Origin of the sequence: Paenibacillus sp. EKM301P (assembly GCF_011800295.1) — a bacterium.
Taxonomy (GTDB): domain Bacteria; phylum Bacillota; class Bacilli; order Paenibacillales; family Paenibacillaceae; genus Paenibacillus; species Paenibacillus polymyxa.
In genome coordinates this window covers 1-266 of the sequence record NZ_JAALFM010000137.1, presented here as the reverse complement: position 1 = coordinate 266, position 266 = coordinate 1, and the positions used below count along the sequence as shown (strand labels likewise).

Annotated in this window: 1 protein-coding gene; it reads right to left on the bottom strand. The window is 57.5% G+C overall.

Going from position 1 to position 266, the window contains the following annotated elements; translation table 11 throughout:
• Positions 1–266: condensation domain-containing protein (locus HFD99_RS25220; protein WP_167441098.1), on the bottom strand; the 266-nt coding region annotated here is incomplete at both ends.

The window sequence follows — 266 nt, the reverse complement described above, 5'->3', positions numbered from 1 at the left end:
GCCTTAGCTTCAACAGCGGCAGATTCGTCTTCCACTCCGCTGAAATCTACAATATCCAGCGTGTATAGCTCGCCTTCATCTACACTGCGGTTCCAAGCGGCATAGCCCTGCTCCGTCTCACGGAATACCGTGCGCAGTGCGTCATGATGCTGGACCATACGGTCCATCGTACGGCGTAGCGCGTCGACGTCAAAGCCCCCAGCTCGGTACAGCATCATCGCCTGGTTGCTGTGGTGCAGATCAGCCGGCTGCTGCTCGAAGAACCA